Consider the following 6716-nt stretch of genomic DNA (forward strand, 5'->3'; position numbering starts at 1 on the left):
GTCCCTGGACCACCGGGCCGGTGTCGTCGGTGGGGTTGTCGGACCCGGGCGGTAGCCTGCGGAGGTCCTTCGTGGCGAGTGGCAGGGAGACGGGCGAGTGGTGCGGGTACTGGGTGTGGACCCGGGGCTGACCAGGTGCGGGGTCGGCGTGGTCGAGGGCGCGCCGGGCCGGCCGCTGCGGATGGCCGGGGTCGGGGTGGTGCGCACCCCCGCCGAGGCCGGGATCGGGGAGCGGCTGCTCCAGGTCGAGCAGGGCATCGAGGCCTGGCTGGACGAGCACCGGCCCGACCTGGTCGCCGTCGAGCGGGTCTTCGCCCAGCACAACGTCCGCACCGTGATGGGCACCGCCCAGGCCAGCGCCGTCGCGATGCTCTGCGCCACCCGGCGCGGCATCCCCGTCACCCTGCACACCCCCAGCGAGGTCAAGGCCGCCGTCACCGGCTCCGGCCGGGCCGACAAGGCGCAGGTCACCGCCATGGTGCAGCGCCTGCTGCGGCTGGACGCGCCGCCCAAGCCCGCCGACGCCGCCGACGCGCTGGCGCTGGCCATCTGCCACATCTGGCGCGGCGGGGCGACCAACCGGCTGGAGGCCGCCGTCCTGGCCGCCCGCGCCACCTCCCGCTCCACTCCTCCGAAAGGCACCGTCCGATGATCGCCTTCGTGCAAGGGCCCGTGGCGGCCGTCTCCTCCGGGATCGCGGTGGTCGAGGTCGGCGGGGTCGGCATGGCCGTGCAGTGCACCCCGAACACCCTGGCCGGGCTGCGGCTGGGCGAGCCGGCCCGGCTGGCCACCTCGCTGGTGGTCCGGGAGGACTCGCTGACCCTGTTCGGCTTCGCGGACGACGACGAGCGCGCCGTGTTCGAGATCCTCCAGGCCGCGCCCGGTGTCGGCCCCAAGCTGGCGCAGGCGATCCTCGGCGTGCACAGCCCCGACGCGCTGCGCGCCGCGATCGCGGGCGGCGACGAGAAGGCGCTGGTCGCGGTGCCGGGCATCGGCAAGGCCAAGGCGGCCAAGCTGCTGCTGGAGTACAAGGACAAGCTCGGCGCCCCGCACGGGGCGGTGCCCGCGCAGAAGCCGATCGCGGCCGGCCCGGCGCCGTGGAGCGAGCAGCTGCACTCCGCGCTGACCGGCCTCGGCTACGCCCCGCGCGAAGCGGACGAGGCGGTCGCGGCCGTCACCCCGGAGGCCGAGGCGCAGGCGGTGACGGACGTCGGAGCCCTGCTCAGGCTCGCCCTGCGCGGCCTCAACCGCGCCCGCTGACCACCTGACGATCTGTCCTTTTGTCGACACCGGAGACTCTGGAGCCCGCGACGATGTACGACCCGGAACCCACCGACCGGCTGGTCACGGCCGCCGCCGACGGTGAGGACCAGGCGGTGGAGGCGGCGCTGCGCCCCAAGCTGCTGGACGAGTTCATCGGCCAGGAGCGGGTGCGCGAGCAGCTGTCGCTGGTGCTCCAGGCCGCCCGCCAGCGCGGCAGCGCGCCCGACCACGTGCTGCTGAGCGGCCCGCCCGGGCTCGGCAAGACCACCCTGTCCATGATCATCGCCGCCGAGCTGGGCGCCCCGATCCGGATCACCTCCGGCCCGGCCATCCAGCACGCGGGGGACCTCGCGGCGATCCTCTCCTCGCTCACCGAGGGCGAGGTGCTCTTCCTCGACGAGATCCACCGGATGTCCCGGCCGGCCGAGGAGATGCTCTACATGGCGATGGAGGACTTCCGGGTCGACGTGATCGTCGGCAAGGGCCCGGGCGCCACCGCCATCCCGCTGGAGCTGCCGCCCTTCACCCTGGTCGGCGCCACCACCCGGGCCGGCCTGCTGCCGCCCCCGCTGCGCGACCGCTTCGGCTTCACCGGGCACATGGAGTTCTACGCCCCGGCCGAGCTCCAGCGGGTGGTGCACCGCTCGGCCGCGCTGCTGGACGTGGAGATAGACCCGGCCGGCGCGGCCGAGATCGCCGGGCGCTCACGCGGCACCCCGCGCATCGCCAACCGGCTGCTGCGCCGGGTCCGCGACTACGCCCAGGTCCGGCACGACGGCGTGGTCGACGCCGGGATCGCCGCCCAGGCGCTGGACGTCTACGAGGTGGACGCCCGCGGGCTGGACCGGCTGGACCGCGCGGTGCTGGACGCGCTGCTGCGGCTGTTCGGCGGCGGTCCGGTCGGTTTGTCGACACTCGCGGTCGCCGTGGGTGAGGAGTCGGAGACGGTCGAGGAGGTCGCCGAGCCCTTCCTGGTCCGCGAGGGCCTGCTCGCCCGCACCCCGCGCGGCCGGATCGCCACCGCGGCCGCCTGGCAGCACCTCGGCCTGACCCCGCCGGTCCAGACCACTCGCGGGCGTGTTCCGGCGCAGCCGGACCTGTTCCCCGCCGACGAAAGTTGACCGCCATCGGCTGAACGGGTGAGTCGGGCCGGTCGGTTCCCGGCCGGTGCTTCCGTGGTGGCGCAGGGGGGAGCCCGGAGTGGCGTCCGGGGAAACTGTGCAGGCGGAGGGTCGCCACTTTCGGCGGCATGATGCGATGCTTGGCGTTGTCCGATCGATTCGGGGTCGCCTAGACTCCGCCGGACCGCCCCTCTCACCTGACGGGCCGACCAATACCACACAGGCCGCCGGCCGGCGGCCCGTAAAGGACCCTGGCTGCAGTGAACCTCATCATCCTTCTCCTCCCGATCATCGCGATCGTGCTCATGTTCCGGTCGCAGAAGAAGCGCCAGTCGCAGATGCAGCAGATGCAGACGGCGCTGGAGCCGGGGGCCGGTGTGCGCACCATCGGCGGTCTGTACGCCCAGGTGAAGGCGGTCAACGACGAGACCGTCGAGCTGGAGATCGCGCCCGGCGTGGTCACCCACTTCACCAAGAGCGCCATCGCGGCCGTCCTGGACCCCCAGGAGTACGACGCGATCATCAACGGCCGCCCCGCCGATGACGAGCTGCCCGAGCCGGAGGCCGAGGACGCCGACGCCGAGCCGGTCGAGGACAAGCCGCTGTCGCTCTCCAAGGACAGCGCCGAGAAGGGCGACGTCGAGGGCGGGGCTCCCGCGAGCAAGTAGTACGGACGGGCAACCCGCCCGGCCGCGCGGCACAGTGCCGCGAGCCCACAGGACCTCAGGGCCGCAGAACCGCCGGACCCCTGTCCCGCCACGAGCCGGACGGGGGTCCGGTCGGGGAAGTGGCATGGACAGGGAGAAACGAGCAAGGTGGCAACACCCAAGTCGCGCCCGCGCGACGGCTACCCAGGGCGGGCACTGGCCCTCATCCTGGTCGTCACCGTCGGACTGGTCGCCCTCATGTTCGGGACGGGCACCACCAAGCCCCGGCTCGGGATCGATCTCGCCGGTGGCACCAGCATCACGCTGACCGCGAAGTCGACCGACCCCAAGGCGATCACCAAGTCCAACATGGACATCGCCACCGGGATCATCGAGCGTCGCGTCAACGGTATGGGTGTCTCCGAGGCGGAGGTCCAGACCCAGGGCGACAACACGATCATCGTGAACATCCCCAAGGGCGGGAACCAGCAGAACGCGGCGGACCAGGTGGGTACCACCGCCAAGCTGTTCTTCCGTCCGGTCCTGGCCGTGGCGCCCAGCGGCGTCACCGCCCCGGCTCCCACGGGCACCCCGTCCGCCGCCGCCACCGGCACCCCGGGCGCGACCCCGCCCGCCGCCGCGACCGGCACCCCGTCCCCGGGCGCGAGCGCCACCAAGCAGGGCCGCCCCGAGAGCGAGGCGCTGGCCGCCGAGGGCGCCAGCCCGACCGCCGCGGCCACCGGCGCGAGCACCGCGCCCTCCGCCCCCGCCACCGGCGCCCCGAGCGCCGCGGCCACCCCGCCGAGCGCCGCCGACCTCAGCGCCGCGATGACCCAGGGCACCGTGCCGCCGGAGCTGACCGCCGCGTTCGCCGCCCTCGACTGCTCCAAGCCCGAGGTCCGCGCCGCCCAGACCGGCCCCGACGAGAAGGCCGTCGTCGCCTGCTCGCAGAAGCCCGAGAACGGCTACTACGAGAAGCTCGCCCTCGGCCCCGTCGCCGTGAAGGGCTCGGACGTCTCCAAGGCGCAGCCGACCCTCGACACCCAGACGGGTGCCGGCTGGCAGGTCCAGCTGCAGTTCAACGGCGCCGGCACCGACGACTTCACCAAGGTCACCGGCCAGCTCGCCACCCAGGCCCCGCCGAACAACCAGTTCGCGATCGTCCTGGACAACCAGGTCGTCTCGCACCCCGAGGTCAAGAACGCGATCCCCGGCGGCAGCGCCGTGATCACCGGCCGCTTCACCCAGGCCGAGGCGCAGGACCTGTCCAACGTGCTCGGCTACGGCGCCCTGCCGCTGGAGTTCGTCAAGAGCGACATCACCACCGTCTCCCCGGCGCTCGGCAGCGACCAGCTCAAGGCCGGCCTGGTGGCCGGTGCGATCGGCATGCTGCTGGTGGTCGCCTACTCGCTGGTCTACTACCGCGGCCTCGGCCTGGTCTCGATCGCCGGTCTGCTCGTCTCGGCGGCCCTGACCTACTCGATCATGAGCCTGCTCGGCAACGCGATCGGCTTCGCGCTGAACCTGCCGGCGGTCTGTGGTGCGATCGTCGCGATCGGCATCACCGCCGACTCCTTCATCGTGTACTTCGAGCGCATCCGCGACGAGGTCCGCGAGGGCGCCCCGCTGCGCCCGGCGGTCCAGCGGGCCTGGCCGCGCGCCCGGCGCACCATCCTGGTCTCGGACTTCGTGTCCTTCCTCTGTGCCGCGGTCCTCTACGTGGTCTCGGTCGGCAAGGTCCAGGGCTTCGCCTTCACCCTGGGGCTGACCACCGCGCTCGACGTCGTGGTGATCTTCCTCTTCACCAAGCCGCTGATCACGCTGCTGGCCCGTCGCAAGTTCTTCCTGAACGGCCACCCGTGGTCCGGCCTGGACCCGAAGCGGCTGGGCGCCCGCCCGCCGCTGCGCAGCAGCCGTCGCCGTAACCCCTCCTCTGCCGCCGTGAAGGAGGCCTGACACCGTGTCACGCTTCTCCAACCTGGGCCACCGGCTCTACCAGGGCGAAGTCAGCTTCGACTTCGTCGGACGCCGCAAGCTCTGGTACTCCATCTCCGGCGTGATCGTGCTCGTCGCGGCGATCGGCCTGGCCATGGGCCTGCACCTGGGCATCGAGTTCAAGGGCGGCTCGGTCTACACCGTGGCCAAGCCCGGCCTGACGGTCTCCCAGGCGCAGGAAACCGCGAACGGGGTCGTCTCCTCGCACCCGCTGGTGCAGTCGACCGACAACGGCAAGATCCGCATCCAGGTCAGCACCGAGGAGCAGAAGAGCTCCGACGAGATCCGCTCCGAGCTCTCCCAGAAGCTCGGCGTGCCGCTGGACACCGTCGAGGCCCAGGTGATCGGCCCCAGCTGGGGCAAGCAGATCTCCCAGAAGGCGCTCACCGGCCTGGTCGTCTTCATGGTCCTGGTGACGGTCTACCTGGCGATCGCCTTCGAGTGGCGGATGGCGCTGGCCGCGCTGGTCGCCCTTATCCACGACCTCCTGATCACCATCGGCGTGTACGCCCTGGTGGGCTTCGAGGTCACCCCGGGTACGGTGATCGGCTTCCTGACGATCCTCGGGTACTCCCTCTACGACACGGTCGTCGTCTTCGACACCGTGAAGGAGAACACCAAGGGGCTCACCAAGCAGAACAAGCGCACCTACAGCGAGGCCGCCAACGCGGGCCTCAACCAGACCCTGGTGCGCTCGCTCAACACCACCGTGGTGGCGCTGCTGCCGGTCGCCGCGCTGCTGTTCATCGGCGGCGGCCTCCTGGGCGCCGGCACCCTGAACGACATCTCGCTCGCGCTGTTCATCGGTCTCGCGGCCGGTGCCTACTCCTCGATCTGCGTCGCCACCCCGCTGCTGGCGCAGCTCAAGGAGGAGCAGCCGGAGATGAAGGCGCTGCGCAAGCGGGTCCTCCAGCACCGGGCCTCGGCCGCCGCCAAGGCGGAGGCCGGGGACGCCGTCACGGCGGACGGGGAGCCGGACGGCGAGGAGCAGCCTGCGGGTATGGTCGGACAGCGCGGCCGGTCGGCCGGCACCCGTGCCAAGGGCCGTCCGTCCACCAAGCGCTGAACCCGACCACGAACCCGAGGAACCCACCGTGACCACCGCCGACACCGCACTGGCCGAGCTGCTGAACAGCCGGATCCGGGACGTCCCGGACTACCCGAAGCCGGGTGTGCTGTTCAAGGACATCGCGCCGCTGCTCGCCGACGCCGAGGCCTTCGGCGCCCTCACCCGGGCGCTGGCGGACCGGGCCGCGGAGCTCGGTGCGACCAAGGTGGTGGGCCTGGAGGCGCGCGGCTTCGTGCTGGCGGCCCCGGCGGCCTTCGCGGCCGGGCTCGGCTTCGTGCCGATCCGCAAGCAGGGCAAGCTGCCCGGCGAGGTGTTCCGGCGCTCGTACGAGCTGGAGTACGGCTCGGCGACGCTGGAGGTGCAGTGCGACGCCTTCACGCCCGGTGAGCGGGTGCTGGTGGTGGACGACGTGCTGGCCACCGGCGGCACCATCGGCGCCTCGCTGGACCTGGTGAAGGAGGCCGGGGCCGAGCTGGCGGGCGTCGTGGTGCTGATGGAGCTGGGCTTCCTGGACGGCCGCGAGCGGCTGGCCGGGCACCTGGACGGCGCTCCGCTGGAGACGCTGGTCACGGTCTGAGGGATCGGTCAGGAGGACGGCGGTCGGGACATCCGACCGCCGTC

At 72.5% G+C, this 6716-nt stretch carries 7 protein-coding genes; all 7 read left to right on the forward strand.

Going from position 1 to position 6716, the window contains the following annotated elements:
• Window positions 1-100 precede the first annotated feature (100 nt).
• The 7 genes from ruvC (at window position 101) to ACFU6K_RS27325 (ending at window position 6672) form a co-directional block, all read left to right on the forward strand.
• The gene (ruvC, locus tag ACFU6K_RS27295; RefSeq protein ID WP_380667337.1) at window positions 101-652 is read left to right on the forward strand and encodes a crossover junction endodeoxyribonuclease RuvC; all 552 of its coding nucleotides are present in this window, start codon (window positions 101-103) and stop codon (window positions 650-652) included.
• Entirely contained in the window at window positions 649-1260 is a 612-nt protein-coding gene (gene ruvA / locus ACFU6K_RS27300) for a Holliday junction branch migration protein RuvA (RefSeq protein ID WP_380667327.1), read from the forward strand. The genes ruvC and ruvA overlap by 4 nt, the downstream gene beginning before the upstream one ends.
• A gap of 53 nt (window positions 1261-1313) precedes the next feature.
• Window positions 1314-2384 (forward strand): Holliday junction branch migration DNA helicase RuvB, encoded by a 1071-nt coding sequence (gene ruvB / locus ACFU6K_RS27305; RefSeq protein ID WP_380667329.1) that lies wholly within the window; start codon window positions 1314-1316, stop codon window positions 2382-2384.
• A gap of 260 nt (window positions 2385-2644) precedes the next feature.
• Window positions 2645-3052: a preprotein translocase subunit YajC gene (yajC, locus tag ACFU6K_RS27310; RefSeq protein WP_359897472.1), complete on the forward strand. Its 408-nt coding sequence runs from the start codon at window positions 2645-2647 to the stop codon at window positions 3050-3052.
• Between the two features lie 147 nt (window positions 3053-3199).
• Entirely contained in the window at window positions 3200-4987 is a 1788-nt protein-coding gene (gene secD / locus ACFU6K_RS27315; protein ID WP_380667331.1) for a protein translocase subunit SecD, read from the forward strand.
• A 4-nt stretch (window positions 4988-4991) separates the two neighbouring features.
• The gene (gene secF, locus ACFU6K_RS27320; RefSeq protein WP_380667333.1) at window positions 4992-6092 is read left to right on the forward strand and encodes a protein translocase subunit SecF; all 1101 of its coding nucleotides are present in this window, start codon (window positions 4992-4994) and stop codon (window positions 6090-6092) included.
• A gap of 28 nt (window positions 6093-6120) precedes the next feature.
• Entirely contained in the window at window positions 6121-6672 is a 552-nt protein-coding gene (locus tag ACFU6K_RS27325; protein WP_380667335.1) for an adenine phosphoribosyltransferase, read from the forward strand.
• The last annotated feature ends 44 nt before the right edge of the window (window positions 6673-6716 follow it).

Source organism: Kitasatospora sp. NPDC057512 (genome assembly GCF_042802135.1).
Classification (GTDB): domain Bacteria; phylum Actinomycetota; class Actinomycetes; order Streptomycetales; family Streptomycetaceae; genus Kitasatospora.

What these genes read in the sequence shown, in the direction of transcription:
- ruvA (WP_380667327.1), top strand. Translation starts at nt 649, where the DNA reads ATGATCGCCTTCGTGCAAGGGCCCGTGGCGGCCGTCTCCTCCGGGATC.
- ruvB (WP_380667329.1), top strand. Translation starts at nt 1,314, where the DNA reads ATGTACGACCCGGAACCCACCGACCGGCTGGTCACGGCCGCCGCCGAC.